We start from the raw sequence: 26,499 nt of genomic DNA on the forward strand, positions 1-26,499 counted from the left end.
CAATGCAACTTAAAAGCTCGTTGAAACTGCCAGCAATTTAAGGCAGTCTTGATAGTGAATTTATGCATGGATTAAAGGAAATAACCCGATGAAATCAGTAGTTGTTTTTGCTTCACTTTTGTTTGTCGCCGCTCCAGAGGTTTTTGCCCAGGATTGTGGTGGCTCTTGTAATGGCTCAAACGCTTCAGCGACTATGTCTGAAGGTGTGGGGTTGGTGCTGGCAGGTTCTTTATCTGCGGTTGCGGCTTCAGGTCAACTGGTGGTCGAAGGCGTAGAAAAAACTGTTGAAGGTATGATTGTTGTAATCAAAGGTTCAGGCAAAGCAGCCAGCGCTACAGTGAAGCTTTCAGGCAAAGCGGTAAAAGGATTAAGTATTGCTGTGGGCGAAGCAGTGGAGCTGACCGCTTTAAGCACCGGTTATATGCTGTATTACAGCGGAAAAGCTATTGCCTTTATTCCTACTGAGGTAGGTAAAGCGTTGATTGAAAATGCAAAAGCTAAATAATTTCAAAGCCATCGCAACAGCCTTATTGTTCTCTTTGTCTGCGGCTGTACACGCAGGGCAAAGCTGTGAAGGCAGTGAAATTGAACCGCTGGAGCTGATGAACTCGCTGGAACTGGCATTAAAAACTCAAACCGCCTTGCAGCAGGCCGGGGCGGAAACAGCTGTTATAGCCAGAGTAGGGCAGGATTTATCTCAATATGGATTACGATACAGTCATCTGGGGTTAGCTCAAAAGCAAAGTGATGGCCGTTACATTGTATTGCATGAATTGAATGAATGTGGCTCTGAGCAGTCCGATCTTTACGTGGAAGGATTAGGTAATTTCTTCCTCGACGATGTACATGCTTTTGAAGTACTTATTTTATTGCCACCGGCTGAGGTTCAGCAGAAATTAAATACCTTGATGCAAGGTTCACAGGCAAGACAAGTACATCATAAAAAGTACAGTATGTTGTCTTACGCTTTTGCCACTGATTATCAGAACTCTAACCAATGGGGGCTGGAATTACTGGCGCATGCGCTGAGCGAGAAGCCGCTGACGGACAGAGCATCAGTGCAGCAGTGGTTAAAGCAACAAAGTTATCAGCCTGGAGTAATTAAAGTCGATCCACTTAAACGACTGGGAGCCTCTGTGTTTAAAGCCAATGTCAGTTTTGATGATCACCCGCTTAAAAACCGGCTCAAAGGCCAGTATCAGGTGGTAACAGTGGAGTCTGTAGAACAATTTTTGCTGCAGCAACAACCAAAGACCCAGCGCATGGTTCTGACACAATAAACCTCAGTAAGCCACTGTTTTAGTCTAAAACCGTGGCTCTATCCAATTTTTTACTTGTAGCCCAGCTGATATAAAGGTAAAAAGTCGGCCTAATTTTTGATGACGCGCGACAGGAAAAATCATGAAAGAGCGTATTGGTTTTATTCACCAGCCGGGTAGTGCTGTGACTGTGGAATTACCAGACTGGGTGGCTGCTTTTGTCGACTGGCACAAAACCTATACTAACGATGACGAGAAAATGGCGTTAGCCATTGAGTTATCAAAACAAAACGTTGAACGTGGCACGGGCGGCCCTTTTGGTACTGCTATTTTTGATCGTGCCTCAGGTCAGCTGTTAGGCGTTGGGGTTAACCGTGTGGTGCCTTTAACCAATTCGACCTTACATGGCGAAACGGTAGCTATTATGATGGCCGAAAAAGCTCTGGGTACTTTTACTTTGGCCACAGACAGTGGCCGTGAGCTGTTTACCTCCTGCGAGCCTTGCGCTATGTGTATGGGCGCAGTGCTGTGGAGTGGTGTCAATCGTATGGTCTGTGCCGGAGCAGCCGAAGATGCTCGTGCTATTGGTTTTGACGAAGGCCCGGTGTTTGAGCAGTCGTATCAGTATTTAGAAAATGCCGGTATGGAAGTAGTGCGTCAGTTTAAACGCTCTGATGCTAAAGCTGTGCTGGATTATTATAAAAATTCCGGTGGCCGCATTTATAACGGCCGGGATTAAAAAGGATTTTTTAATGTTATTTGTAGTGATGTTGGGTGGCAAACACCCCAAAGCAAAAATTGAAGTGCACGATGTAGCTTTTGTTACTGGCGATAGCATTGAAGACTGCTATCCGCAGTTACGCGAGCAATGGTTTGGCACTATGGCGGGTATGCATATCGATTCCTGGATGCAGGTTGATGGCGTCGAAGGTTATCAGTTGCATTTTACCGATCAGGCTCCGGCTGCCGATGAACTGCGGTTGTTTTTTATCAATTTAGGCGGCTATACGCCGGGCACTTTTGGTGAAGATCATCATTATTTACTGGTCACAGCCAAAGACAAAGTCGAAGCCAAACAAAAGGGCAAAGCTTATCTGCCTAAAGGCTGGGATAAACCTCATACCGATGCAGTAGTGGATGTTGACGATTGCATAGCTATTGATCAGGTATGTGGTCGCTATGTACGGCTGGTCCCGGCTGAGCACAAAGAAACAGTCTATCAGTCGGATTATATTATTTTGGGTTAATCAGCAAGGTCAGAGCTAAAGCTCCGACCTTTTACAACGGCACCGCAGACAAGCCAGGCTGGGTTTTCCTTAAAGTCATCACGTACTTTTCAAAACGTTCCTGTTCAGTTTTATCCAGCTGATTTTGTCGCAGCACACGAGCCGCGTTGCGGGCGTAGTTGATGGCTTCGCCTGTGACCCCTGCGCTTTTACTCATCGCCTGTAACAAATTCAGCGCTATCACCGGGTTGGTTGGCATAAAGTCGAAGGTTTCACAAAAGAGCATTACAGCACGGCCATACTGGCCCATACGGTAGGCATCTGTAGCTTCGGTATTAATTTGTTTGATCTGCTGCTTTAAGCTTTCGTGTTTGTCCTGTTCCAGTTGCAACATAATACGCTGAGTCTCAGTCAGAAAATCATCGTCGTACAACATGGTTTTTAGACGGTCGATGCACAGCTGGCTGGAGTACAAATCGCCTAGCTCAAAATAAGCTTTGGCAGCGTCCATGCAGCTGTCGATGGTCAGATCGTCCAGCGGTAAATCCTGAATTTGTTGCATCAGTTCGCGACCTTCTTTGATGGCGCCACGACAACTGCTCATACGACTGCGTAAGATCACGGTTTCCCGCTTCAAAGCATCGACGTTAAATCGTTTATGCAAAGCGTCTAATAATTTCCCTGCATTTTGCAGAATGACAGCTTTATCCAGCACTGATGCGCCTTTGGCTTGATCCACTAAAGCGCGGGCATGGTTCAGATAATTGTCAGCGGTATCGTCAACAGAGTGGCGGGCCCCCTGAACTATTTTTCCGGCAATACGGGCTGCTATATCGGTATGACCCAAAATGACGCATAAATTACTTAGGGTCTTTTGTCGGCTGACATTTTTGGGAGATAAGGTAGCGGCTTTTGTTAAGGTTTCAAAGGCCAGTTGATAGCGGCCGTGCCGCACGTACAAGCGGGATAACCAATCCAAGGCTTCCACTTTGGTATCACCAAACTGAGTCAAATCAGCCAGTTCCAGCTCAGTATCTTCCCAGCGTTCCAGATAAAAACAGCTTAAGGCATGACCCAGACGAGCCCAGCTGTAGGCTTTTTGTTGCAAAACTTTTTGGTAAAACACTTCCGCTTTCTCGTACTGGCCTAACTTCAGCAGCAGTTCGCCTTTCAGGCGCATGGCTTGCAGTGCGTAATCGGGTTTGGTACGGATCACCAAATCACATTCTCGCGACGCTTCGGCATAGTCTTGCTCAAACAGGCGGAAAAATACTTTACGTAATTCAATGCGGTGCCTGATGGCTCTGCATATGCGCTCTTCTAAAGCCGGAGCAGTAAAAGGTTTCAGCAAATAGTCATCAGGTTGCAGTTCAATCACTCCGTGCACAATCTGGCTTTGAGCTTCGGCACTAATGACAATAAAACAGCAGAGTGGGGCCAGCAGTTGTTGTTTTTTCAACGCTTCAAATAACTGATAACCGTCTTTGCAATCACCGAGATTGAAGTCACACAAAATAAAATCAAAGGGCATTTCTATACACTTATGCATAGCTTCGCCTGCGTCTTTGGCTACATGAATAGCCTCAAACCCCATTTGTTGTAACATTCCTTTTACGGTGGCCCGGACGGGCGCACAGTCATCAATGACCAAGACTTTTTTGCAACGAAAAAATGACTGGTCCATAGCGTTTTAACTCTTATTATGCGTTTATCTGCTGATTTATAGCGACGAAATTATGGGCCGCATACTAAATAGCCAAAATGCTTTTGTAAAGTATGTTTTTTATATGTTAATTAGCATTAATCGCTGCTTCAGTTTAAAGACAGCAGAAATATCCTATAACTCATCATGTTAGCCTGAAGCATCACAAAATGAATTATTTTGTATTGAAGAAAAGATCCACGAATATGGTCAGCTGATAGCTTATATCGGAACTTAAATGTCTGATTTGCTCGGTTCGTACTTGTGGCATAATAAAACCGTTCTGTAGGCAGTTTAAGGTTGTACCTCTTTGTTTAAATTCATATTTTCTTTTGCTTTTGTTGTTGTTTGGGCCGTGGCTGCTGCGCCTGCTAACTTTGATTCCGCCAAAAAACTAGCCAGCCGTATATATGCACCTGAAAAACAAGAGTTTTATTGTGGATGCGATATCCGTTGGCAAGCAGGTAAAGGCATTCCCGATCTGAACGCCTGTGGTTATCAAATTCGGAAAAATGGCCCACGCGCCAGTCGCATTGAATGGGAGCATGTGATGCCAGCCCAGCAATTCGGTTCCCCTTTGACTTGTTGGAAAAACGGCGGGCGAGAGCAGTGCGGCAAAACAGATAGCTTGTTTAAACAAATGGAAGCCGATTTATTTAACCTCAAACCTGCGATAGGCGAAGTAAACGGCGACAGAGCGCATTACCGTTTTGCTATGTTGCCACCTCAAGCACCACAATATGGCTCCTGTGAAGTGAAAGTCGACTTTAAAAACCGGCAAGTAGAACCAAGACCACAAATTCGTGGCGACATAGCCCGCATTCATTTTTATATGGCCGACAAATACAACATTCATTTATCCAAAGCCCAGCAACAGCTTTTTATGGCCTGGCATCAGCAGGACCCTGTTGATGACACTGAACTTAAGCTGCAGCAACGTATTGCTCAGCATATGGGCCATGGCAATGATTTTGTCACAGGAAAAAAAGTCTGGCAGCTGAATTACAAAGCCTCGGCTTTTGGCCTGAATAAACAAGCTCAGGCCAGTCAAATTGCCGTTGTAACGCCAGTTCAGACCGAGCAAGCCTCTGGTCAGGTGCTAGGCAATAAACGCAGCAAGTTGTATCACTTAAGTCATTGCAGTGGTTATCGTCAGGTGTCCGAGCGCAATCAACAATGGTTTGACACAGAGCAGCAGGCGCGCAATGCTGGTTTTAAGCGGGCCGGAAATTGCAGTGCAGAAGCTTCGATAGGCGCCGAAGACTAAACCCTTATTCTGGCAAAACCAACGCAGAGCAACTTGCATCGCTGAGGTAGTTCGCGGTACAACCTTGGGTAATACGTTTATTGATCAGGGATTTTTTATGCGCCGCTCCATTTCATTGTTAGCCTTATGCTGTTTTTCCGCTTTGGCTTCTGCCAACCAGGCTACAACTCCAATCGCTATAGTGATCCACGGTGGTGCCGGCACCATCAATAAAAGCCAGATGACAGAGGCTCAGGAACAGGCCTATCACGCCACATTAAAACATGCGGTGGACACAGGCTATGCCGTGCTGGAAAAAGGTGGCAGCAGTGTCGATGCGGTTACGGCAGCTGTGCTGATTATGGAAGATTCTCCACTGTTTAATGCCGGCAAAGGCGCTGTGTATACCTATGACGAAGGTCACGAGCTGGATGCCTCCATTATGCGTGGCGATAACCTGATGGCTGGTGCTGCTTCGGGTTTAACTCACGTGAAAAACCCTGTGCTATTAGCCCGCGCTGTGATGGAAAAGTCTGAGCATGTGATGCTCTCCGGTGCTGGTGCTGAGCAATTTGCTAAAGAGCAGGGGCTGGAGTTGGTTGAAAACTCCTATTTTGATACAGAGTTTCGTTATGAAGCTTTGAAAAAAGCCAAACAAAGTATGCAGAAAGTGCCTCATCAGGCACAAAACTACCGCTTAACTGCGCCATGGCAAGCTGAATGGAATATGGGCACAGTTGGCGCTGTGGCTATGGATCGCAGTGGTTTGTTAACAGCTGCTACTTCTACTGGTGGCATGACGGCCAAACGTTATGGTCGTATTGGTGATGCACCTATTATTGGTGCTGGTAACTTTGCTGACAATGCCAGTTGTGCAGTGTCGGCCACTGGCCATGGTGAGTTTTTTATCCGTTATCGTGTGGCTTCAGATATCTGTGCCAGGGTGAAATATCAGGGCATCAGTGCTGATAAAGCGGCCGACCAGGTGATACAGCAAGAATTAGCCAAAGTAGGTGGTACTGGTGGTGTGATCTTGATTGATCACAAAGGTAAAGTAGGCTGGAGCTTTAATACCGAAGGCATGTACAGAGCCAAAAAAACCGAAGGCGAGGCCACAATTACTGAAATTTTTAAAGAGAGTTCAGCCAAGTAGCTTGCGCTGGTCTAAGCTTAAGCTGCTGGGAAAATACGACACTTTTGAGGGGCTTATGGACTTATTAAAAATTTCCGATCATATGAATCGTCACCCTGTGACCTTTACCGAAGAGATGTCAGTGGAAGAGGCGGTCAATAAACTGATCCTCGCTGAACAATTGGGTGGACCTGTGATCAACAAAGAAAAAAAGGTCATTGGTTTTGTCTCTGAGCAGGATTGCCTGTCCAGAATGTTATCCGGCACTTATCATTTGCAGCAGGCCGCTTCAGTCAAAGATGTGATGCGCAGAGAAGTGCTTACCGTGAAGTCTTACCACGGCATAGTGGATTTAGCGCAAACCATGCTGATGTCCAAACCTAAGGTTTATCCTGTGGTGGATGACGATGGTTATCTGTTGGGGGTGATTAGCAGAACTGATGTACTTCGTGCCATCGATCTTGAATTGCATTCCCATTACAAAGCGGTCAGTTGACGTATTTCCAGTAAAAGCACCGTTTTAAGCGGTGCTTTTACTGGATCTGAAGCCCCTGAACTTGGTAGCATGTCGCCCCTATCTCTTGAGGGCCTTGTGTTGACCGACTCTACTGTTAAAGCTGCTATTGCTACCAACGACGCTGAAATTTCTGTTGCCGCGCTTGCTAAAGCCATTCCCAATTCGTTATCCAAAGATCAGCACCGTTTTCGCCAGTCTTTACACAACATTAAAAAGCAGCAGGATGAGAGCAAACAGCAGCAGTTAATGCAGCAGCTGTCGGTAAAAATCGCCACTTCGATGCAGTTACGCGCTCAGCGTCTTGCCGCAATGCCGACTATTGAATATCCGGCTGAATTGCCTGTTGTTGGTAAAAAAGACGACATTAAAGCCGCTATTGCCAAACACCAGGTGGTGATTATTGCCGGTGAAACTGGTTCGGGTAAAACCACCCAAATTCCAAAAATCTGTTTAGAGTTAGGCCGCGGTGTGGCTGGCATGATAGGCCATACCCAGCCACGACGTTTAGCCGCTCGTAGTGTCTCTGCACGTTTAGCCGAAGAGCTGAAATGCCCGGTCGGGCAGCAGGTGGGCTATAAAATCCGTTTTGGCGATCACACTGCGCCAACTACCTTAGTCAAACTGATGACAGATGGTGTGCTGCTGGCTGAAATTCAGCAGGACAGATTTTTAAATCAATACGACACCATCATCATCGATGAAGCGCACGAACGCAGTTTAAATATCGACTTTTTATTGGGTTATTTAAAGCAGCTGTTGCCGCGCCGCCCTGATTTAAAAGTGATTATTACCTCGGCCACCATAGATCCAGAGCGTTTTTCCAAGCATTTTTTTGATGCGCCTATTATCGAAGTCTCAGGCCGTACTTATCCGGTGGAAACCCGTTACCGGCCTTTGGCCGAAAACGACGATAAAGATGCCGATCAGCTGCAATCTATTTTTGATGCAGTCGAAGAGCTGTACCGCGAGCCACCTGGCGACATTCTGATTTTCTTAAACGGCGAGCGCGAAATTCGTGATACCGCTGATGCGCTGGAAAAGTTAAAACTACCTCATACTGAAATACTGCCGCTGTACGCGCGTTTAAGTGCGGCTGAGCAAAATCTGATCTTCCAAAATCATGTTGGTCGCCGCATCGTTTTGTCGACCAACGTGGCTGAAACTTCGTTAACAGTGCCAGGTATCCGTTATGTGATAGACCCTGGCACAGTGCGGATTTCGCGTTATAGCTACCGTTCTAAAGTACAACAGCTGCCGATTGAAGCCGTCAGTCAAGCCAGCGCTAATCAGCGTAAAGGCCGTTGTGGTCGTGTGGCTGCGGGTATCTGTATTCGGTTATACAGCGAAGAAGATTTTAATGGCAGACCAGAGTTTACCGATCCGGAGATTCTGCGCACCAACTTAGCCTCTGTTATTTTGCAAATGTTGGCGTTGGGTTTAGGCGATATTCAGGCCTTCCCGTTTTTAGAGCGGCCAGATAGCCGTTTTATTAACGACGGTATTAAGCTGTTGGAAGAGTTGGGCGCAGTCAAGCCTCAGTCCAATAGCCATAGTTTGCAAATGACAGACTTAGGCCGGCAAATCAGCCGTTTACCCGTCGATCCTCGTTTAGCCCGTATGGTCTTTGCGGCGACAGAACACAGCTGTTTGCAGGAAGTGCTGGTGATTGTATCGGCTTTGTCTATTCAGGACCCACGCGAACGACCTTTGGATAAACAGCAAAAAGCAGATGAATTGCATGGCCGTTTTGCCGATCCGGATTCAGATTTCAGCGCCTGGCTCAAACTTTGGGCCTACCTGCAAGAGAAGCAAGACGAGCTGACCAATAACCAGTTCCGCCGTTTATGTAAACAAGAGCTGTTGAACTACCTGCGTGTGCGCGAATGGCAGGATTTATTTGGCCAGCTCAGCCAAATCTGCAGCGAGCAGCAATGGAGCCTGAATTCGCAGGTTGCATCCTACGAGCAAATTCACAGTGCTTTACTGACAGGTTTATTAGGCCAAATTGGTAGCCGCGACAGCGACGCCGATTATATGGGCCCACGCCAAAGCCGCTTTTTTGTGTTTCCTGGCAGCAGCTTATTTAAACGTAAACCTAAATGGGTGATGGCAGCAGAATTGGTTGAAACCTCCAAGCTCTACGCCCGTGCAGTAGCCAAAATTGAGCCTGAATGGGTTGAACCTGCTGCTATGCATTTAGTTACCCGTAGCTACAGCGAGCCGCACTGGGAAAAGAAAAAAGGTGCTGTAGTGGCGTATGAACAGGTGTCTTTGTATGGCCTGATCATTGTCGGTAAACGCCCTGTGCTGTATAGCAAAATAGATCCTGCCACTTGTCATAACATTTTTATCCGCAGTGCTTTGGTGGAGCAGGATTTAGGCCTGAATGAAAGCTTTTTAGCCCATAACCAAAAGCTGATTGAGCAGGTGACAGAGCTGGAAGAAAAAGCCCGACGCCGCGATATTCTGGTGGATGAAGAGACTTTAGCGGCTTTTTATGCTGAAAAAATTCCGCTTTGGGCCAATAACAGAGTGGATTTTGCTAAATGGTGGAAAGAAGCCAAAGCCAAAGATGCCAAATTGCTGCATCTGGATTTAGAACAGCTGTATAAACGTGACGCCTCCGAAGTCACTGCCGACAAATTCCCAGAATTTTGGCGTCAGGGTAATTTAACTTTGCCGCTGGATTATCATTTTTCACCGGGCGCACCGGATGATGGTGTAAGTCTGGTGGTGCCTTTGTCGTTATTAAATCAGCTGGAAGAGCAGGGTTTTGACTGGCTGATCCCTGGCCTTCGACATGATTTACTGGTCGCACTGATTAAATGCCTGCCCAAACAATACCGACGCAACTTTGTACCAGCGCCGAATTACGCCGATGCCTTATTACAAAGCATTAAACCTGAAGACGGGCCTTTGCTGGATGTGGTCAGCAACAGATTAAAACGTATGTCGGGTGTGACTATTCCGGATGATGCCTGGGAGCTTTCAGGTATTGAAACCCATCTGAAGTTTAACTTTAAGATAGTGGATGACAAAGGCAACACCTTAAAACAAGGCCGCTCTTTAGCGCTGTTAAAACAAGAGCTGCAAGGCAAGGTACAACAGAGTTTAAGTCAGGTAGCAGAGCGAGGCATAGAGCAGGATAAGCTCACCCAATGGTCTTTTGGTCAGTTGCCACGTGAATACATCAAAATGCAGGCTGGTTATCAAATCAAAGCCTATCCGGCTTTGGTGGATAACAAAGATTCGGTATCTATTAAGTTATTGGATAACGCCGAACAAGCAGCTGAACAAAGCAAACTGGGCTTGCGCCGGTTGGTGCTGTTAAACGTACCATCACCTGTCAAATACCTGCAGGAATCCCTGCCGAATAAAGCCAAACTCGGTTTGTACTTTAATCCTTTTGGTAAAGTGCTGGAGCTGATAGACGACTGTATTGCTGCTGGTGTGGATCAATTGATCAGTGAGCAGCCCTGGCCTGAAACCGAAGCTGATTTTACTGCTGTCAAAGAGAAGATCCGTGCAGAGCTGGGTGAAACAGTGCTTCGTATCGCACTGAAAGTAGAGCAGATTTTAACGCAAGGCCATGAAATTCAGAAAAAGCTCAAAGGTAAAGTTGAGTTAAAACATGTGCAAGGCCAGGGCGAAATCAAACAACATCTCGACTCTTTGCTGTTTAAAGGCTTTGTCAGTACTCATGGTGCGACGCGTTTGGATGCTATTTTGCGTTATTTACAGGCGTTGCAAAAACGTCAGGAAAAACTGCCAGTCGATCCAAACCGCGACAGATTAATGTCACACGAATACCAAAAAGCAGCAGACGCCTATCAGAATTTACTGGGAAAATTTGCCGGCCGCAGTATTCCGGAGCCGGTGCTGGCGATACGCTGGATGCTGGAGGAACTTAAAGTGTCGTTACATGCTCAAACTTTAGGAACACCTTATCCTGTATCGGTAAAACGTATTTTGCAGGCCGTTGCAGAGTTAAAGTAAAGTAAATTTTTAGAAAAAATTTGGCTGTTTTTTGGCAAATCGCTAAATACGCCATACACTTAGTTCAGACGCATCGATGCGTTGGAATGGAGACACAAGGATGCAGACAATGGAACTGAAGCCAAAAAAAGTCATGATAGTGGACGACGAAGACTTTATGTTTCGTCTGCTCGAACTGGCTTTGTCACCTTTTTACCAACTGTCTTATGCCAAAAGTGGGGTTGAAGCTTTACAACTGGTACTGCAACAACAACCTGATCTGGTGATGATGGATATCTGTATGCCGGGTTTAGATGGACTGGACACTTGCCGGTTGTTAAAAAATGCCCCTGAAACTGGTCACATCCCAATTCTAATGATGTCGGGCCTGGATACTCCACGCGATGAAATGATAGCGATGGATGCTGGAGCCGACGCTTTTGTCAGCAAACCTATCAGCGCTAAACATATTCAGATGCTGGTGGATGATTTACTCTGCAGTCATTTGCATAAGTAAGCTGAATAAAAGTCTTTACAGCGGCTTGTGGCCGATCTATAAAAGATATCAATTAAAAAACTAAGACCCAAAGTAAGTGGAGTTGCGGCAAAGCAGCTATGGCTTCATATACGCAGGGGAGGCAGTAAAAGTTTATGTTAGGCCACAGCGATAAACGCAACTACTACCGAATGATGGTAAACGCTCAGGTGCAGTTAATGATTAACGATCCTGAATCAGGCCGGGTAATTAACGCCATTTGCCGCGATTTAAGCGCCACCGGCATGTCGCTGGAAATAGACGAACCTCTTGAAATGGGCATTATGCTCTATATCAAAATGGAAAGTTCCAACCCCAGTTTCCCGCCTTTATCGGCCCACGCTAAAGTGATGCGCTGCGCTCAGGAGCAGGAAGATTGCTACCAGTTGGGCGTTCAGATCATAGAACTGAATTAAAGCTTTTGTACCTGCTCTAGTCGAGATACAAAAGCCTTAAGTAACAGCTGCGTTATTTTGTTTTACAGCTCATCAGCGGCGCTTCATAACCCCACTGCACAGTGAAAACTCCGTTTTGCTCTGACAGTTTTTCATTTCTCCCGACATAGCTATGGTTCTCCTGCTGATACATTAAAGAGACCTGATCACCATAATCAGCAATTAAAGTAGCTGGTGTCGTTGGGTAATAACGCACTGACATTTCATTGGCCGGATTATTCTCACAGCTAAGTAGTAATTTTTTACTAGCAGGGAGCAGTTCATAACGCGCCTGTAACTCGGCTATGCGCTGGGTATAAAGCTCTGCAGCACAAGCTCTTTTGTCCTCTTCTTTCCAGCAATCGGCTTTACCTTTCACCCAACCGCGCTGTTCTGCTTTTAACAAAGGCGGCTTTTCATTCACTGCTTTTAGCAAAGCCTGCTGATACACCTCTGCCAATTGTTGATCTTGCTTTAGTAGCTCAGGTTCTGAACAAATTAGTTGGTCAACAGTGCCTAAGTCTTTGGCCTGGCAGTTGATTTGGTTGTCTGCTGTGGCTGCCTGAAGTTGGGTTGTGGCGAGCAGGGTGGTTATGATTAGTAAAAGTTTCATATTCCTATCCTTTTGAATTTGTTGTGTTAACAGTGTCAGGGAATGGGGGTAATTTCAAGGTGAGCTAATAGTAATTATGCTGTTGCTAAACGAATAGTTTACCTTCTGCAAAAATTCTGGTCATTCAGCTTTACATAGTTGCTTTTGACCTTGTATTTTGGATTACTTAGTACAGTTATTCAGTAAGTTAAGAACAATCAGAAGCTTGTATTGTTAGCCAGTTCAGTAATACATTTGTATGCAGGAAGGAAGAAAAATGTCTAAGGCTATATCCCATAAAACAGACTTGTTTCTGACCTTGCTGATCCTCGTACTGTTTATAGCCAGTGACCTAGCGTGTTTCTATTACTTTGTACCGGATGAAAGTTATTCCCGCGCTTTTACTATTAAAATACTAATTTTAATATCAGTGATGTCCCTTGATAAATTGCACTCGACGGACAGTAATAATCCCAATGATGATGCCTATTTTTACCAAATTCCTGTGTTTGCATTTTGTGTTTGGATCATTATTGTTTCAATTTTAATTGCTGGTCAGCTAAGTATCTGGCTTTTCCTCGTGGCCTTAGTTTCCTTATTATTTCTATTTTTTATTTTTTTATCTTTGGACAAGGATTTTCAGGTTATCAGCAAAAGTTATTCACACTGTTACTTCAGGTTAATCAAACTTGCAATCAGAGCAATGTTTTATGCATTGCTGTTTTTTGTGTTGTACCTGATATTTAACTTTGGTGGTGATTGGCCATTAAAGTTTATGTTGTTTTGACCCCGCTACATTCGGTTCATGCCAAATAAAACTTATGTAATGAACAATAGAGATCAAAACAGCCACCAAAAAGGTGGCTGTTTAATCAGTCAATCACGCTAATCCAAAAAACCTACTTCACCAACACAAGGCTAAAAGTAGTGGGTACCATTGGGCTGATGCTGTTCAGGCCTGCCAGTTCACGTAGTTTTTCTACGCCAGCGTTTAATTCAAACTTGTTCACGTCCAGCATAATTGGCGCAACAGTGGTGACTACCAATTGGCTGTCTGACACTTTGGTCACTTTTACTTTAGCCATCAGGCTTTGGGTTTGAGTGAGTAAGGTCAAGTCCAATGCTTGATCCACAACAACGCTGTCACCGGTTTTTAAGCCAGTTAACACTTTGCTGTCGACTTTGCCTTTGGCATTAATAGTGGCGTATTGTTTGGCCGCTAACACATGCTCCAGGATACGTTCGTTACGAATTGGAATGATGGTGTCTATGCTCATGACCGGGATAGCCACTGAAAATTCGCCTGCCGACGTCAGCTTGCCTGTTAACTCTTTAAAGCTGTGGGTTTCAGCCACAACGTCATTTTTCACAGATACAAAATTCAGGCTGGATTGTTGGCTGTTCACAGACCAGTCGGCTGCAGCGGAAAAACTCAGGGCTGCCGCCACTACTAAAGCTAACTTTTTCATCGTCATCGAACACTCCTTTTGTGATGATCTCGGAACAAAATCCCGAGCTCAGAATACTTTTTTAAAATACGGTTCAAAATACCTTACAAACCAAACCTTTCAGATAATGACCTTCAGGGTAGAAGCTGGCAATAGGGTGGTCGCTGGACTGACTGAGTTTCTCGATAAACAAACAATCTTTGTTCGCATCGAGCGCAGCGTCGGCCACTATTTTCTGAAACAGCATTTCTTCCATTAAGCCTGAGCAACTGAAGGTCAGCAACAAACCACCTGGTTTCACCAACTGCATCGCCACACGGTTGATGTCTTTGTAACCACGGGCCGCTTGCATCAGTTGGGCTTTGCTGTCGGCAAATTTTGGTGGGTCTAAAATCACCATATCAAACAACTTGCCTTGCTCTTTGTATTCACGCAATAGTTTAAACACGTCCTGTTTGACGTTGTTGGTTTTATCCAGTTCCATGTCATTTAGCACTAAATTACGTTCTGCAGTTTTTAAGGCTAAATCCGACATATCGACGTTAGTCACATGCTCTGCACCGCCTTTTAAGCAGGATAAAGCAAAAGTGCCAGTGTAGCTGAAGCAGTTCAGTACGGTTTTGCCTTTCGCCAGACGGCCAGCAGCTGCGCGTGAATCGCGTTGATCCAGATAAAAACCTGTTTTGTGGCCGTTGATCACATCCACCAGAATTTTCATGCCGTTTTCCAGAATGACCACTTCGCCGCTTTCACGAGGCAAATGCAACCAGCCTGTAACTGGTTTTAAACCTTCTTTTTTACGCACATCCACGTCTGAGCGCTCGTAAATGCTGACATCAGGAAAAGTTTGCTTTAAGGCTTCAACAATGAATTCACGGTTTGCATCGGCACCAGCGGATAACAACTGACAGACCAGCACATCAGCGTATAAATCAACAGTAACACCTGGTAAACCGTCAGATTCAGCAGCTACTATACGTAAACCGTTGGTTTGCGTTAGGTCGTACATATCTTTGCGCACAGACCAGGCGCGCTGAATACGGCGGGTGAAAAAGGCCTGATCGATCTGTTCTTTTTCGTTGAAGGTCCAGGCGCGCACGCGAATTTGTGAGTCGGCTGAATATGCGCCACGGCATAACCATTTACCATCGTGGGTGAGTACATCTACAGTTTCGCCCGATTCTGGTTTACCTTTGACATGCAATACCGCTTTAGAAAATACCCAAGGGTGGCGGCGTCTTAAGGATTTTTCGCGTTCGGGTTGTAAAATGATACTGTGAGACATAGGTCAACTCTGTAGATGGGCAAGGGGCGCTATTTTAGTGAAGAGCGCGCAAAAGCTAAAGCAAAACTATTAAAAGGACTCGCTAAATTGATGCAAAACCATGCAATACCCAGTCAGATGACCGCTATTGAGGTCATGAACCCCGGCACTCAAAGCCAATTGCTGCAGGTCACAGTGGCGGTGCCTGAACTAAAAGCAGGGCAAGTGCTGGTTAAAGTGGCCGCTGCAGGTATCAACAGGGCTGATTTGTTGCAGCGCACTGGCTTATATCCGCCACCTCCAGGCGAATCCAATACCTTGGGCTTGGAAGTTGCGGGCACTGTGGTGGCTGTGGCTGATGATGTGTCAAAAGACTGGCTGGATGAGGCTGTATTTGGCTTAGTGCCAGGCGGTGGTTATGCCCAGTATGTGGCTATGCACTCTGAGCATTTAATTAAAAAACCAGCAGCTTTAGGGATGGCCGAAGCGGCAGCCTGCGCCGAAGTTTTTTTAACTGCCTTTCAAGCCATGCGTGTCGTAGGGCACTTGCCGGATCAAGGTGCTTTATTGGTGCATGCTGGTGCCAGCGGTGTTGGCACTGCAGCCATACAGTTGGGCAAAGCTTCAGGTTGTTTTGTTGCTGTCACTGTAGGTTCAGATGAAAAAGCCAAAGCCTGTTTAGCCTTAGGGGCAGATTTTGCTGTGAACTATAAAACTCATGATTTTTCTGTGGAGTTAAAAGCCGCGCGGCCACAAGGTTTTGATTTGATTATCGACCCTGTCGCAGGCGATTACATAGTTGAAGATATTCAGCTGTTGGCGCTGGATGGTCAGATCATTGTGCTTTCTATGCTTGGCGGTCGTATGACGCCAGAGCTGGACTTAGGCCTGATGCTGAAAAAACGAGGCCAGCTGTTGTGTTCAACACTTAGAAACCGGACGGATGGCTACAAAGCGGCATTGATCAGTGATTTTAATCAGCAGTTTGGTAAGGCGTTAGCTGAAGGTAAAATTAAGCCTGTGCTGGCGCAAAGTATGGACTGGTCGGAAGCGGACAAAGCGCATCAGTTGTTGGCCTCGAACGCTGTAGTCGGCAAACTGGTTCTGACACTGTTTTAATTCTGTGGGTGTAGACTTTAAAAACAACAAACCGGCCTAAGCCGGTTTGTTCGCTTCTGGAGTTTGGTTTTTATCTGCCTCCGCTTCGGCTACTGCTTCCACTTCAACAGTTTCAGTGTCTGCAGCAGCTTCGGTTTCACTCTCCATACTGCTCAACTCCTGATCTGCAGTTGGCAAGTCGGCTTCATGCAGGTGAGGTTGTACCATTTGCTCCTGCACCATTTGCTCATCAACCCGTGGATCTAAAGCGGCAGCTAAAGGGGAAGAAACTAAGTCGCCGGACGCCATCACATAATCTTGCGACACTTCGGTATTCTGTTGTTTCTGCTGGTAATTGACATGAGTTAAACGTAAAAACAGCAGCAATGTACAAAGCGCCATAAAACCATACAACATGCTGTTACCCACCAGTTGCATAAAAGTGGACGCTATTAAAGGCCCGATACAAGCGCCCATACCAAAGGTCAGCAAAATAGTGGCTGATAAAGCGACTCTATGTTCCTGCTCCACATTCTGATTGGCCAAAGCTGTTGCCAGTGGATACAAGGTAAAGGCCAGAATGCCAAAGGCAAAAGTGAAGATAAGCTGCAAAATACCGCTTAACGGCAATATGGCAATACAAAGCACCACTATGCCTAACAACACTGTATTGGTACGAATTAAGCGGCTACGTTTGATTTTGTCTGATAAACGGCCCATAGGCCACTGAGCTACTAAACCTGCGACCACAGTGGTTGCCATATAAGCCGCCACTTGTTCTGTACTGGCGCCGCTATGGGCTATATAAGCCGGAGCCAGACCGTAAAAGGAACCTACAATCACACCCGCCATCGCAATAGTGGTGAGCGACTGCGGTACTTTTTGCCAGAACAGTTTTATTTTCAGCGGAGCAGGCTGTAAAGGGGCAGGGTGAATACGGCGTGTTAAGGCCAAAGGCACAATACAAAGCGCAAAACACATAGCCACAATAAGCAGAGGTTTCAGTGTCAGTTCAGGGCTTAAACTAATGGCCAGTTGGCCCAGCACTAAACCTAAATAAGAGACAATCATATAACTGGCAAAGACTGTGCCGCGGTTTTTGCTGTCAGCCTGCTCGTTTAGCCAGCTTTCCAGCACCATGTACATGCACATCATGCCCATACCTACCATCAGGCGCAGCACCAGCCAAATAGCTAAATCGTCTATCAGAGCATGACCTAAAGCGCTAGCTGTGGTAATACCGGCGCTGGCAACAAAAGCGCGGATATGACCCACCCGGGCTATTAAACGGTGACCAATTTTTGAGCCTGCAACTAAACCCAGATAATAAGCTGACATCATGCCGCCTATCCAGATTTGCGCGGCCGAGTCTGCGGCAAGGCGCAAGCCTAAATAAGTCGTCAGTACCCCAGAGGCGAGTACCATCAATAAAGTGGCAAAATATAAAGAAGAAAACGAACGCAGAATGTTAGACATGCTTTTCCTTGTCACAAAAAAGGGCAGGCGATTTACATCGGACCCGCCCGTATTTTTTATTTAACGCGCATTCCTGGTGTCGAACCATCATCCGGGGTTAGTAGGAAAATATCACTGCCACCAGGGCCGGCTGCCATCACCATGCCTTCTGACATACCAAAACGCATTTTACGTGGTGCTAAGTTCGCAACCATGACGGTCAGACGACCTATCAATTGCTCTGGCTGGTACGCTGATTTAATGCCAGCAAACACCTGACGTTGTTCGTTGCCTAAATCCAGTTGCAGTTTCACCAGCTTGTCAGCGCCTTCTACATGTTCGGCGTTGATAATGCGGGCGACACGCAAATCCAGCTTGGCAAAGTCATCAATGGTGATGGTTTCGCCAATAGGCTCGATAGCGCCATCTGCTGCAACGATAGCGGCCGGAGCGGCTTTAGTTTCAGCGGCTTTTGGCGCTACAGCAGCTGTAGGCTGTAAATTATCTTTTGAACCTTCGACCATAGCCTCTACCTTTGTCATCTCTACACGTTGCATCAATGGCTTAAACACGTTGATGCTGTGATTGGTTAAAGCGGTCTGATAAGTCGACCAGCTTAATTCGTCGTTTAAAAACAGTTCCACTTCTTTGGCCATAGCCGGCAGCACTGGTTTTAAGTAATGCATCAGTACGCGGAACAGGTTAATGCCCATGGAGCAAACCAAATGTGCTTCGGTTAAGGTCGCTTCATTTTTTGCCAGCACCCAAGGCGCTTTGGCGTCTATATACTGGTTGGCTTTATCGGCCAGCGCCATAATTTCACGGATAGCGCGGGCAAATTCACGTTTCTCAAAGCTTTCGGCAATGGTTTCGCCTGCAGCTGTGAACTCAGCTAATAATGCAGGTTCTGCAATGTCTGCTGTTAAGGTGCCATCGAATTTTTTGCTGATAAAGCTGGCGCAGCGGCTGGCGATATTGACCACTTTACCTACTAAATCTGCATTCACTTTCTGCGCAAAATCTTCCAGATTTAAATCCAGATCGGTGATGTTACTGGTGAGCTTAGATGCAAAGTAGTAACGCAGGTACTCCGGGTTTAAATGCTCCAGATAAGTACGGGCTTTGATAAAGGTGCCACGTGACTTGGACATTTTTGCGCCGTTGACAGTAACAAAACCGTGAGCGTAAACAGAAGTAGGTTTACGGTAACCTGCACCATCTAACATAGCTGGCCAGAACAGGCTGTGGAAATAGATAATGTCTTTGCCGATAAAGTGGTAAATCTCAGCATCTGAGTCTTTTTGCCAGAATTGGTCAAAGTTAACGCCAGTTTTATCACAGTAGTTTTTAAAGCTGGCTAAGTAGCCGATAGGAGCGTCTAACCATACATAAAAAAACTTGCCAGGAGCGCCTGGAATTTCAAAACCAAAATAAGGTGCGTCGCGGCTGATATCCCATTGTTGCAGGCCTTCAGTAAACCATTCCTGCAGTTTGTTCGCCATTTCGTCCTGCAGTGAACCACTGCGGGTCCAGTCTTTCAGCATTTGCTCAAAAGCAGGCAGGTCGAAGAAATAGTGTTCGCTGTCTTTTAAAACCGGAGTTGCACCTGAAACCACTGAACGTGGGTTTTTAAGTTCAGTAGGGCTGTAGGTTGCGCCACAGGAATCACAGCTATCGCCGTTTTGATCCAAAGCACCACATTTAGGGCAGTCGCCTTTGACAAAACGGTCCGGCAGGAACATTTGTTTTTCCGGGTCAAACAACTGGCTGATGGTTTTACGCTTGATATAACCACCTTGGTCCAGCTTGGTATAGATATCGCTGGCAAACTGGCGGTTTTCTTCACTGTGCGTACTGTGATAGTTATCAAAACCTATTAAAAACTCTGCAAAGTCAGCCTGATGCTCTTGCGAGGTTTGGGCAATCATCTGCTCCGGGCTCATACCCAGCTGTTGGGCCTTGAGCATAATAGGGGTGCCATGAGCATCGTCTGCACATACGTAATAACACTGATGACCACGGGCTTTTTGGAAACGGGACCAGATATCAGTCTGAATATATTCCAGCATATGGCCTAAGTGAATGGGGCCATTGGCATAAGGTAAAGCACTGGTGATAAGAATTTTGCGTTGTGTCATCGATAACTCATAGATATATCACTGAAAAAAGTGGCTTAATGATACAATAGCGCGCGTTAAAGCGCACCAGTTCAAAAGCAGCAAAGTGCCGGATCGGTAGCAAAAAACAGAGTTTTTACCCTGTACAGCAGATTGAGTGACATGATGTGGTTTAAATGGTTTAAAAAAGCGGCAGAACAGCAATCAGCAGCAGATGATATGCCAGAAGCTTTAGCCAAAACTTTGGCTGAATTTCAAAGTAACGAATTTCCTATGCCGCTGGATAGCTTGATCCAGCAGGCCAGTTTTAACACTAAACAAAATAGCCTGAGCTTAACACTGAAGTTCCCATGGGCCTCTTTGGCTGATGAATTATTACCTGTACTTCAGCAGGTGCAGCCAGACCTCAGGCTTGAGTTAAACAGCGAAAATACGGCAGAACCGGCCTATCGCAACATCAAACAAGTGATTTTGGTGGCATCGGGTAAAGGTGGTGTCGGCAAAAGTACCACTGCTGTTAATCTGGCGGTGGCTTTAGGTTTAGAAGGCGCCAAAGTAGGGCTGTTAGATGCCGATATTTATGGTCCTTCTATTCCTACCATGCTGGGTTTAAAAGACGCCAAAGCTGAATCACCTGATGATAAGCATTTATTACCTAAAGAAGCCGCTGGTATTTATCTGCAATCGATAGGTTTTTTAGTTGACCCGGAAAAAGCCTCGGTCTGGCGTGGTCCTATGGCAAGCCAGGCGTTGTTGCAGCTATTAAACGAAACCTTGTGGCCTGATTTAGATTATTTAATTGTCGATATGCCACCAGGCACAGGCGATATTCAGTTGACGATGTCACAAAAATTGCCGGTGACAGGGGCTTTGATAGTGACAACACCGCAGGATGTGGCATTGGCCGATGCACAAAAAGCCATTGCTATGTTTCGCAGCGTGAATATTCCTGTGCTCGGACTGGTAGAGAACATGAGTTTTTACCAGTGCAGCCACTGCGGTGAAATCGATGATATTTTTGGTACCAACGGCGGCTTAGACTTAGCAGAACGCTATCAGGTGCCTGTGTTGGGGCAGTTACCCTTACAAAAACAAATACGCCAGTCCTGTGATGCCGGAACGCCACTAGTGCTGAACCCAGCCGAAAGCGGTACTGGTTTTTACCGGGCTATAGCACGACAACTGAGCTTTGCTTTATATTGGAACTCCCAACATCAGCAAGCGCAGCAACCCGAAATTATTTTTACGGATGATTAACCATGAGATTGTGTGACCGCGACATTGAAGCCTATATAGACGCAGGCAAGATCCAAATTACGCCACGGCCAACACCAGACATGATCAGCGGTGTCAGTGTGGATATTCGCTTAGGCCATAAATTCCGCACTTTTCGTGCTTATGCCGCTGCATTTATTGATTTAAGTGGTCCACGTGAAGAAGTGGACCATGCATTAAATTCAGTGATGAGTGATGAAATTGTACTGACGGACGATGAAGCCTTTTTTCTGCACCCGGGCGAATTGGCGTTGGCTATTACGCTCGAATCCGTCACTTTGCCTGCGGACATAGTCGGTTGGTTAGATGGCCGTTCTTCATTAGCCCGTTTGGGTTTAATGGTGCATGTGACGGCACACCGTATCGATCCGGGTTGGTCTGGCAATATAGTGCTGGAATTCTACAACAGTGGTCGTTTACCGCTGGCGCTTCGGCCTAATATGAAAATTGGTGCTTTGAATTTTGAAACCATGACTGGTGAAGCAGCACGTCCATACAACAAAAGACTGGACGCCAAGTATCAACAGCAGACAGGTGCTGTGGCAAGCCGTATCAGCCAGGATGATCATAGCTAAACGGCTTCATGGTTGTGGCATGGCTTGTATGTTAGACGGGCGCGGATAAACCGAGCCCCTACACTCAGGCCTAGCCACAACATCAACTACTTTGGAGTTGATGTTTTAGGTGCGGTGGAGTTTTAAGCCCAGAAATGAAAAAGCCCATACAAAAGTGGTATGGGCTGAAGCAATAAAGCAAAAATGAAGCGGGGTAATTATGCAATATATCTGCATAGCTTCGCAACCCGGCTTTTTTAGATTTTTTCATTTTTTTTGCGGTTTCACTGCATATTTAACTAAAAAACCAGAAAGTTTTTTCAATTCAAACTTTGATACCCCATGACTTACAGGAGTTTTTGATGCAGCCCGCCAGTTTTATCCGCCTGTTCAGTTTGGCCGCGATTTGGGGTTCCTCGTTTTTATTTATGCGTATTGCAGTCGGAACCTTAGGTCCGGCAGCCTTGATGACGGGCAGGGTATTGTTTGCTGCGTTGTTTTTAGGCTTGATGGGCTGGTTGCTTAAGAAACATCAGCTGGATTTAAAAAATAACTGGAAACATTTTTTTATTCTGGGCTTTTTTAACTCGGCGTTACCGTTTTTACTTTTTGCTTATGCCGCTCAAAGCTTAACGGCGTCAGTGTTGTCTGTGCTTAATGCGACAGCTCCTATCTGGGGCGCTTTGATTGGTATAGTGATTTTCCGGCAAGCTTTAACTCTGCGCATAGCGACTGGCTTAGTTCTTGGTATTAGCGGTGTTGCCATTTTGGTGGGTTTTGATCCTGTGGTGCTGGAACCTGGTGCTTTAGTTGCTGTGTTTTGTGCCGCGGGCGCTGCCTTTTGTTATGGCATTGCCACTCATTATACCCGGCTGGCAAAAACTGTGGCTCCCTACACCAATGCACATGGCAGCATGTGGACTTCCACTTTAATGCTGGCTCCGGTGATGCTGTTGTTTCCTGTACAAGCCGATATCAGCCTCCATGTAGCTCTGGCTGTGCTGGCGCTTGGTGTGATTTGTACTGGTGTGGCTTATTTATTGTATTTCCGTTTAGTTCAGGATGAAGGTGCTACTCCGGCCTTAACTGTCACCTTTTTAATCCCGGTATTTGGCGTATTCTGGGGCCATGTATTTTTAAATGAAGCTTTAGGCTGGCACACTTTTGTCGGTGTGGCCGTAGTGATCACAGGCACCTCATTAGTCACGGGTTTTAAACCTTCGGCTCTTTTCAGGGTCAAAGCTTCATAACCTGATAGTCAGTACAAGTCTGGAATCAGTTTTACATTGTTCGCCTGCATATAAAGAGGCAAACCTCATTCAGAAGCTGTTCAGGCTTTTATTGCTATAACTTCAGGCAAGCTGGTGATAAAAGCATCAGGCTAAAACGAGTTTTTAGAGTGTGGCGTCGGATCTCGCGACACTTTTATCCGTAGATCCGAATTGTGGTGGCCATGGTTGTAACGTGGCAGGAGCGTACTATGCATGCCTTGATGAAATGCTTACCTTTGCTTTCAGTGGCTTTATTTCCGGCCTTGTTGGTTGCTCCTGTTGCAGCACAACAAACCGCCAGTGCCGGCAGCACTGTGCAAAGTTTTAGTCAGGCTGAGCTGGACGCTATGCTGGCACCTATTGCTTTGTATCCGGACACTGTGTTGTCGCATGTCCTCATTGCGTCCACCTATCCGCTGGAAATTATTAAAGCCAATAGGTGGGTGGAAGAACACCCTGGTTACAGTGCAGAAAAAGCCCTGAACGAAGTGGAAGATATGGATTGGGATCCAAGTGTAAAAGCTTTGGTACCTTTCCCGCAGTTGCTTGAACGTATGAGCGATGATATCGACTGGACTCAACGTTTAGGCGATGCGTTTTTAGGTCAGGAAGCGCAAGTGATGACCAGTATCCAGACTCTACGCACCAAAGCTTATGCTTCTGGTAATCTGGATAAACAACAACATATTAAAGTGGTGAGGGAAGAAAAAACCATCATCATTGAATCAGCATCGCCGAAAGTGGTGTATCTGCCTTATTACGACCCACAAATTGTCTATGGACCTTGGTGGTGGCATAGCTATCCGCCTGTCTATTGGCATGTTCCGGTAGGTTATGCCGTGCATCGTGGTTTTTCCTGGGGCGTGGGTATTCATATTTCGCCGGGATTTTACTTTAGTAGTTTCCACTGGCCGCGCCGGCAAATAGTGGTGATCGATCATCGCCATCACTGGCGTGATCCTTACTACTATCGCAGTCATCAGATAGTGCATCATAAAAAGTCGCATCACTGGCGCCATAACCCGCATCACAGACGTGGTGTGAGCTATCACGCTGGCTATCAGCCAACCCGTGAGTTTAGCGGCAACCGTAGCTATCAGAACAGAGAACAGCAACGTGAATGGGCAGCTCAAACCCGTGAAAATAAAGGGTATGCGCCGGATCGCAAGTTTAATAGTGAAAAAGCTCAGCGATTTGATGAAAAAGAACGTAAGTTTGCTGCTGAACGCCCGACAGACAGGTCTGTAACTAAGGATAGAAATGGACCTCAGCCATTGGATCATGAGCAGCGCAGGCGTATGGAGTTGACTCGTGATAAAGCAGGCGAGCCGGTTTTTAATGCTGACAAAAGAGCGCAAAGGCAAGAAGTGCAACCTCGTGTTGACAGACCCTATAGCGGGGATATTAAACAAAGGCCTGAGTCTGCAGTGGTAAGAGAAAGAATTAAAGAGCAAGGCGGGCAGAGTGATGCTACGAGGAAAGATCGTGTGTACCAAGCTCCTCGTATTGAGCAACCACGCGCCGAGCAGCGCAGCTATCAGACACCTCGTGTCGAGCAACAGCGCATTGAACAGCGCAGTTACCAAGCACCTCGTGTTGAGCAACCACGTATTGAACAGCGTAGTTACCAGGCACCTCGTGTTGAGCAACCAAGGATGGAAAGGCCTCGCTCTGAACAAGCCAGACCCCAGGCTCGTGAAATGCGTAGTGCGGAAAACCGCAGACAAGTTGATTAGTTAGCCAAAGATAAGAATAAAAAGGCAGCTGCGGCTGCCTTTTCTATAATTAACATAAAACATAACAAGGATAGCCCTATGAACTTCATAGCAAAATCTGGTCTGAAGGTCACAGCTGTGCTGATGTTGACCCTGAGTTCATTTATAACATCTGCGCAATCTCCTTTGCTTAAAGAGCAAATTGAAACCATAGTGACCGGCAAAAAGGCCACTGTAGGGGTTGCGGTGTGGGGGCCTGATGATCTGGAACCTTTACTGGTCAATCCTTTTGAAAAATTCCCAATGCAAAGTGTATTCAAGCTGCATTTAGCCATGTTGGTTTTACATCAGGTGGATCAAGGCAAACTGCAATTAAGCCAGTCAGTGGCTGTAAAACGAGCTGAAGTATTACAAAATACCTGGGCTCCAATGATGAAAGACCATCAGGGCGACGAATTTACCGTCACAGTGGAGCAATTGCTGCAGTATTCAGTGTCACACAGCGACAACGTGGCCTGTGATCTGTTGTTTGAACTGGTAGGCGGGCCGCAAACTTTGCATGCTTATCTGCAGTCTTCTGGTATTCAGGAAATTGCTGTGGTAGCGAATGAAGCACAAATGCATGCGGACGATCAGGTTCAGTATCAAAACTGGACTTCAATGAAAGCTGCTGCTCAGGTACTGCAACTGTTTGAACAAAAAAAGTTGCTGTCTGAAACCTCGCAAGCCTTGTTGTGGAAATGGATGGTGGAAACCACCACAGGACCTCAGCGTTTAAAAGGCTTGTTGCCCGCAGATGTTGTCGTAGCGCATAAAACTGGTACCTCAGGTGTCAGAGTTGGAAAAACAGCGGCAACCAATGATATTKGTGTCATCATGCTGCCTGATGGACGGCCTTTGCTCGTAGCTGTTTTTGTGAAAGATTCAGCTGAGTCAGCCAGAACCAATGAAGCCATTATTGCTCAGGTCGCGCAAGCCGCTTATCAGTTTGAACTGAAAAAACTTTCAGCCCTAAGTCCAAATTAAGCCTTGATCAGGGCTATCGAAGCCACTTGTTATGGTTGTAAACTAAACTCCTGATCTGAAAATGGAGTAGGTTATGCAGTTATTAGGTTCTGTGGCTTCACCCTTTGTGCGTCGGTTACGTTTAGTCCTGGCTGGTCAGCCTTATCAGTTTATGGCTTTAAATATTTTTGAATCTGAAGGACGTTCTGTGCTGGTGAAACACAATCCGGCCCGCAAAGTACCTGTGCTGGTCGACGGTGAACAGGTTGTTTTTGATTCAGGTGTGATCTATCGCTATTTAGCACAAAAATTAAACCTAACGCCATTAAGCTGGGATCAGGAAAATAGTCTGACCACCATTAACGCTTGTACTGATTCATTAGTTGAGCTGTTACTTTGCACACGCTCTGGTTTTGATGTGAGTGAAGATAAGCTGTTTTTTAATCTGCAGCATGAGCGTATTCAGGCGACACTGGAAGCGCTGGAACAGCAAATCAAGGCAGGGCAGTTTGGACAGTGGGACTATACAGCTATGAGCTTGTATACCTTGGTCGACTGGATACTGTTCCGGGACTTAGTGGATTTAAAACCTTTTCCAGTGTTACTGCAGTTTAGAAGCGAACATTTAAAACAACCCATGGTAGCTGAAACCGACCCACGTTTAAGCTAAAACCCTGGG

At 46.1% G+C, this 26,499-nt stretch carries 24 protein-coding genes; 18 read left to right on the top strand and 6 right to left on the bottom strand.

The features are described 5' to 3' along the window. The first annotated feature begins 88 nt into the window (after window positions 1-88). From P3C17_RS15960 to P3C17_RS15975, 4 genes are all read left to right on the top strand, one after another. Window positions 89-505 carry a hypothetical protein gene (locus P3C17_RS15960; protein ID WP_300930367.1) on the top strand — a complete coding sequence of 139 codons (417 nt, stop codon included), beginning with the start codon at window positions 89-91 and terminating at the stop codon, window positions 503-505. Then, window positions 489-1,280, top strand: coding sequence for a DUF2145 domain-containing protein (locus P3C17_RS15965; RefSeq protein ID WP_300930368.1), 792 nt, complete (start codon window positions 489-491; stop codon window positions 1,278-1,280). Before P3C17_RS15960 ends, P3C17_RS15965 begins: the two co-directional genes overlap by 17 nt. A gap of 121 nt (window positions 1,281-1,401) precedes the next feature. Further along, window positions 1,402-1,998, top strand: coding sequence for a nucleoside deaminase (locus tag P3C17_RS15970; protein ID WP_300930369.1), 597 nt, complete (start codon window positions 1,402-1,404; stop codon window positions 1,996-1,998). Between the two features lie 13 nt (window positions 1,999-2,011). Continuing rightward, window positions 2,012-2,506, top strand: a complete 495-nt coding sequence (locus P3C17_RS15975) for a DUF1543 domain-containing protein (RefSeq protein WP_300930370.1) — start codon at window positions 2,012-2,014, stop codon at window positions 2,504-2,506. A 31-nt stretch (window positions 2,507-2,537) separates the two neighbouring features. Here P3C17_RS15975 and P3C17_RS15980 read toward each other — a convergent pair whose 3' ends face one another. Continuing rightward, window positions 2,538-4,169, bottom strand: coding sequence for a response regulator (locus P3C17_RS15980; RefSeq protein ID WP_300930371.1), 1,632 nt, complete (start codon window positions 4,167-4,169; stop codon window positions 2,538-2,540). A gap of 328 nt (window positions 4,170-4,497) precedes the next feature. Between P3C17_RS15980 and P3C17_RS15985 the strand changes: the two genes are divergently transcribed. The 6 genes from P3C17_RS15985 (at window position 4,498) to P3C17_RS16010 (ending at window position 12,008) form a co-directional block, all read left to right on the top strand. Further along, window positions 4,498-5,454, top strand: coding sequence for an endonuclease (locus P3C17_RS15985; protein ID WP_300930372.1), 957 nt, complete (start codon window positions 4,498-4,500; stop codon window positions 5,452-5,454). Between the two features lie 97 nt (window positions 5,455-5,551). Then, window positions 5,552-6,586, top strand: a complete 1,035-nt coding sequence (locus P3C17_RS15990) for an isoaspartyl peptidase/L-asparaginase (protein ID WP_300930373.1) — start codon at window positions 5,552-5,554, stop codon at window positions 6,584-6,586. Between the two features lie 55 nt (window positions 6,587-6,641). Next, the gene (locus tag P3C17_RS15995; protein WP_008897341.1) at window positions 6,642-7,061 is read left to right on the top strand and encodes a CBS domain-containing protein; all 420 of its coding nucleotides are present in this window, start codon (window positions 6,642-6,644) and stop codon (window positions 7,059-7,061) included. 96 nt (window positions 7,062-7,157) lie between these two features. Next, window positions 7,158-11,078 carry an ATP-dependent RNA helicase HrpA gene (gene hrpA / locus P3C17_RS16000; protein ID WP_300930500.1) on the top strand — a complete coding sequence of 1,307 codons (3,921 nt, stop codon included), beginning with the start codon at window positions 7,158-7,160 and terminating at the stop codon, window positions 11,076-11,078. Window positions 11,079-11,187: 109 nt separating this feature from the next. Beyond that, window positions 11,188-11,574, top strand: coding sequence for a response regulator (locus P3C17_RS16005; RefSeq protein ID WP_300930374.1), 387 nt, complete (start codon window positions 11,188-11,190; stop codon window positions 11,572-11,574). Between the two features lie 134 nt (window positions 11,575-11,708). Further along, complete coding sequence (locus tag P3C17_RS16010) at window positions 11,709-12,008, top strand: PilZ domain-containing protein (protein WP_300930375.1); 300 nt, start codon at window positions 11,709-11,711, stop codon at window positions 12,006-12,008. A gap of 52 nt (window positions 12,009-12,060) precedes the next feature. On the opposite strand, the gene P3C17_RS16015 is transcribed toward P3C17_RS16010, so the two are convergent. Continuing rightward, window positions 12,061-12,639 (bottom strand): lysozyme inhibitor LprI family protein, encoded by a 579-nt coding sequence (locus P3C17_RS16015; RefSeq protein WP_300930376.1) that lies wholly within the window; start codon window positions 12,637-12,639, stop codon window positions 12,061-12,063. Between the two features lie 256 nt (window positions 12,640-12,895). On the opposite strand from P3C17_RS16015, the gene P3C17_RS16020 reads away from it, so the two are divergent. Then, window positions 12,896-13,405 carry a hypothetical protein gene (locus tag P3C17_RS16020; RefSeq protein ID WP_300930377.1) on the top strand — a complete coding sequence of 170 codons (510 nt, stop codon included), beginning with the start codon at window positions 12,896-12,898 and terminating at the stop codon, window positions 13,403-13,405. Between the two features lie 112 nt (window positions 13,406-13,517). Here P3C17_RS16020 and P3C17_RS16025 read toward each other — a convergent pair whose 3' ends face one another. Together P3C17_RS16025 and P3C17_RS16030 are read right to left on the bottom strand one after the other, a co-directional pair. Then, a complete protein-coding gene (locus P3C17_RS16025; protein WP_300930378.1) occupies window positions 13,518-14,093 on the bottom strand; it encodes a YceI family protein in 576 nt (191 codons plus the stop codon). A 67-nt stretch (window positions 14,094-14,160) separates the two neighbouring features. Then, entirely contained in the window at window positions 14,161-15,351 is a 1,191-nt protein-coding gene (locus P3C17_RS16030) for a class I SAM-dependent methyltransferase (protein WP_300930379.1), read from the bottom strand. 90 nt (window positions 15,352-15,441) lie between these two features. Between P3C17_RS16030 and P3C17_RS16035 the strand changes: the two genes are divergently transcribed. Then, window positions 15,442-16,449, top strand: a complete 1,008-nt coding sequence (locus P3C17_RS16035) for an NAD(P)H-quinone oxidoreductase (RefSeq protein ID WP_300930380.1) — start codon at window positions 15,442-15,444, stop codon at window positions 16,447-16,449. A 36-nt stretch (window positions 16,450-16,485) separates the two neighbouring features. Here the strand turns inward: P3C17_RS16035 and P3C17_RS16040 are convergent, their stop codons facing one another. Next, window positions 16,486-17,904 carry an MFS transporter gene (locus tag P3C17_RS16040; RefSeq protein WP_300930381.1) on the bottom strand — a complete coding sequence of 473 codons (1,419 nt, stop codon included), beginning with the start codon at window positions 17,902-17,904 and terminating at the stop codon, window positions 16,486-16,488. A 56-nt stretch (window positions 17,905-17,960) separates the two neighbouring features. Further along, window positions 17,961-20,021 (bottom strand): methionine--tRNA ligase, encoded by a 2,061-nt coding sequence (gene metG, locus P3C17_RS16045; protein ID WP_300930382.1) that lies wholly within the window; start codon window positions 20,019-20,021, stop codon window positions 17,961-17,963. 144 nt (window positions 20,022-20,165) lie between these two features. Between metG and apbC the strand changes: the two genes are divergently transcribed. From apbC to P3C17_RS16075, 6 genes are all read left to right on the top strand, one after another. Then, the gene (gene apbC / locus P3C17_RS16050) at window positions 20,166-21,257 is read left to right on the top strand and encodes an iron-sulfur cluster carrier protein ApbC (protein WP_300930501.1); all 1,092 of its coding nucleotides are present in this window, start codon (window positions 20,166-20,168) and stop codon (window positions 21,255-21,257) included. A gap of 2 nt (window positions 21,258-21,259) precedes the next feature. Next, on the top strand, window positions 21,260-21,850 hold the full coding sequence (gene dcd / locus P3C17_RS16055) for a dCTP deaminase (RefSeq protein ID WP_300930383.1): 591 nt from the start codon (window positions 21,260-21,262) through the stop codon (window positions 21,848-21,850). Between the two features lie 341 nt (window positions 21,851-22,191). Then, window positions 22,192-23,079, top strand: coding sequence for a DMT family transporter (locus P3C17_RS16060; protein WP_300930384.1), 888 nt, complete (start codon window positions 22,192-22,194; stop codon window positions 23,077-23,079). 230 nt (window positions 23,080-23,309) lie between these two features. Next, window positions 23,310-24,836 (top strand): DUF3300 domain-containing protein, encoded by a 1,527-nt coding sequence (locus P3C17_RS16065; RefSeq protein WP_300930385.1) that lies wholly within the window; start codon window positions 23,310-23,312, stop codon window positions 24,834-24,836. Between the two features lie 78 nt (window positions 24,837-24,914). After that, window positions 24,915-25,841 carry a class A beta-lactamase, subclass A2 gene (bla, locus tag P3C17_RS16070; RefSeq protein WP_300930386.1) on the top strand — a complete coding sequence of 309 codons (927 nt, stop codon included), beginning with the start codon at window positions 24,915-24,917 and terminating at the stop codon, window positions 25,839-25,841. A gap of 73 nt (window positions 25,842-25,914) precedes the next feature. Continuing rightward, a complete protein-coding gene (locus P3C17_RS16075; RefSeq protein ID WP_300930387.1) occupies window positions 25,915-26,490 on the top strand; it encodes a glutathione S-transferase family protein in 576 nt (191 codons plus the stop codon). The last annotated feature ends 9 nt before the right edge of the window (window positions 26,491-26,499 follow it).

Origin of the sequence: Rheinheimera sp. 1928-s (genome assembly GCF_029269265.1) — a bacterium.
GTDB lineage: Bacteria > Pseudomonadota > Gammaproteobacteria > Enterobacterales > Alteromonadaceae > Pararheinheimera.

What these genes read in the sequence shown, in the direction of transcription:
- P3C17_RS16010 (WP_300930375.1), top strand. Translation starts at nt 11,709, where the DNA reads ATGTTAGGCCACAGCGATAAACGCAACTACTACCGAATGATGGTAAAC.
- metG (WP_300930382.1), bottom strand. Translation starts at nt 20,021, where the DNA reads ATGACACAACGCAAAATTCTTATCACCAGTGCTTTACCTTATGCCAAT.
- P3C17_RS15990 (WP_300930373.1), top strand. Translation starts at nt 5,552, where the DNA reads ATGCGCCGCTCCATTTCATTGTTAGCCTTATGCTGTTTTTCCGCTTTG.
- P3C17_RS16075 (WP_300930387.1), top strand. Translation starts at nt 25,915, where the DNA reads ATGCAGTTATTAGGTTCTGTGGCTTCACCCTTTGTGCGTCGGTTACGT.
- P3C17_RS15970 (WP_300930369.1), top strand. Translation starts at nt 1,402, where the DNA reads ATGAAAGAGCGTATTGGTTTTATTCACCAGCCGGGTAGTGCTGTGACT.
- P3C17_RS16025 (WP_300930378.1), bottom strand. Translation starts at nt 14,093, where the DNA reads ATGACGATGAAAAAGTTAGCTTTAGTAGTGGCGGCAGCCCTGAGTTTT.
- P3C17_RS16060 (WP_300930384.1), top strand. Translation starts at nt 22,192, where the DNA reads ATGCAGCCCGCCAGTTTTATCCGCCTGTTCAGTTTGGCCGCGATTTGG.
- P3C17_RS16065 (WP_300930385.1), top strand. Translation starts at nt 23,310, where the DNA reads ATGCATGCCTTGATGAAATGCTTACCTTTGCTTTCAGTGGCTTTATTT.
- P3C17_RS15965 (WP_300930368.1), top strand. Translation starts at nt 489, where the DNA reads ATGCAAAAGCTAAATAATTTCAAAGCCATCGCAACAGCCTTATTGTTC.
- P3C17_RS15995 (WP_008897341.1), top strand. Translation starts at nt 6,642, where the DNA reads ATGGACTTATTAAAAATTTCCGATCATATGAATCGTCACCCTGTGACC.
- P3C17_RS16020 (WP_300930377.1), top strand. Translation starts at nt 12,896, where the DNA reads ATGTCTAAGGCTATATCCCATAAAACAGACTTGTTTCTGACCTTGCTG.
- P3C17_RS16040 (WP_300930381.1), bottom strand. Translation starts at nt 17,904, where the DNA reads ATGTCTAACATTCTGCGTTCGTTTTCTTCTTTATATTTTGCCACTTTA.
- P3C17_RS15960 (WP_300930367.1), top strand. Translation starts at nt 89, where the DNA reads ATGAAATCAGTAGTTGTTTTTGCTTCACTTTTGTTTGTCGCCGCTCCA.
- P3C17_RS16005 (WP_300930374.1), top strand. Translation starts at nt 11,188, where the DNA reads ATGGAACTGAAGCCAAAAAAAGTCATGATAGTGGACGACGAAGACTTT.
- P3C17_RS16015 (WP_300930376.1), bottom strand. Translation starts at nt 12,639, where the DNA reads ATGAAACTTTTACTAATCATAACCACCCTGCTCGCCACAACCCAACTT.
- dcd (WP_300930383.1), top strand. Translation starts at nt 21,260, where the DNA reads ATGAGATTGTGTGACCGCGACATTGAAGCCTATATAGACGCAGGCAAG.
- P3C17_RS16030 (WP_300930379.1), bottom strand. Translation starts at nt 15,351, where the DNA reads ATGTCTCACAGTATCATTTTACAACCCGAACGCGAAAAATCCTTAAGA.
- P3C17_RS15975 (WP_300930370.1), top strand. Translation starts at nt 2,012, where the DNA reads ATGTTATTTGTAGTGATGTTGGGTGGCAAACACCCCAAAGCAAAAATT.
- apbC (WP_300930501.1), top strand. Translation starts at nt 20,166, where the DNA reads ATGTGGTTTAAATGGTTTAAAAAAGCGGCAGAACAGCAATCAGCAGCA.
- P3C17_RS16035 (WP_300930380.1), top strand. Translation starts at nt 15,442, where the DNA reads ATGCAAAACCATGCAATACCCAGTCAGATGACCGCTATTGAGGTCATG.
- P3C17_RS15980 (WP_300930371.1), bottom strand. Translation starts at nt 4,169, where the DNA reads ATGGACCAGTCATTTTTTCGTTGCAAAAAAGTCTTGGTCATTGATGAC.